The organism is Paenalcaligenes sp. Me52 (assembly GCF_050487965.1).
GTDB lineage: Bacteria > Pseudomonadota > Gammaproteobacteria > Burkholderiales > Burkholderiaceae_B > Paenalcaligenes.
In genome coordinates this window covers 1-920 of sequence record NZ_JBKQFO010000012.1, presented here as the reverse complement: position 1 = coordinate 920, position 920 = coordinate 1, and the positions used below count along the sequence as shown (strand labels likewise).

The 920-nt window shown below is 53.7% G+C and carries 1 protein-coding gene and 1 pseudogene; both read left to right on the top strand.

The genetic code is table 11. The features are described 5' to 3' along the window. Positions 1–376 (top strand): annotated as a pseudogene (locus tag ACLO87_RS16680) (phosphate ABC transporter ATP-binding protein); the annotation flags it as partial. A 14-nt stretch (positions 377–390) separates the two neighbouring features. Beyond that, positions 391–920: phosphate signaling complex protein PhoU (gene phoU, locus ACLO87_RS16675; RefSeq protein ID WP_412149982.1), on the top strand; the 530-nt coding region annotated here is incomplete at its 3' end.

Here is a 920-nt window from a genome sequence, read left to right as displayed (position 1 = left end):
AGTGACCAAAGCCGGTTTGTGGAACGAAACCAAAGAGAATTTGCACCAGAGCGGTTAGTCTCTCTCTGGTGGTCATCAACAGCGTCTGTGCATTGCGCGTGGTATCGCCATTCGCCCGGAAGTACTGCTGCTCGACGAACCGTGTTCGGCGCTCGACCCCATCTCCACCGGGCGTATTGAAGAGCTGATCACCGAACTGAAGCAGGATTACACCGTGGTGATCGTCACCCACAACATGCAGCAGGCTGCGCGTTGTTCCGACCACACGGCGTTTATGTACCTGGGCGAATTGATTGAGTTCAGCAACACGGACGATCTGTTCACCAAGCCAGCGAAGAAACAAACAGAAGACTACATCACCGGTCGTTACGGTTGATTCAGGAGTGCGTTATGGACAGTCTCAATCTTAATAAACATATTTCCGGCCAGTTCAACGCCGAACTGGAAAGCATCCGCACGCAGGTGATGACCATGGGCGGCATGGTGGAGCAGCAGCTTTCTGATGCGATCACCGCGATGCATAACCAGGACAGCGATCTGGCGAAGCGCGTCATCGAAGGCGACAAGAACGTCAACATGATGGAAGTGGCGATCGATGAAGCCTGCGTGCGCATTATCGCCAAACGTCAGCCGACGGCGAGCGACCTGCGTCTGGTTATGGTGATCAGTAAAACCATTGCCGAGCTGGAGCGTATTGGCGACGTGGCGGACAAAATCTGCCGTACTGCACTGGAGAAATTCTCCCAGCAGCATCAGCCATTGCTGGTAAGTCTGGAGTCGCTGGGCCGTCATACCATCCAGATGCTGCACGACGTGCTGGACGCGTTCGCGCGGATGGACATTGACGAAGCGGTACGTATTTATCGTGAAGATAAAAAAGTCGATCAGGAGTACGAAGGTATTGTTCGTCAACTGATGAC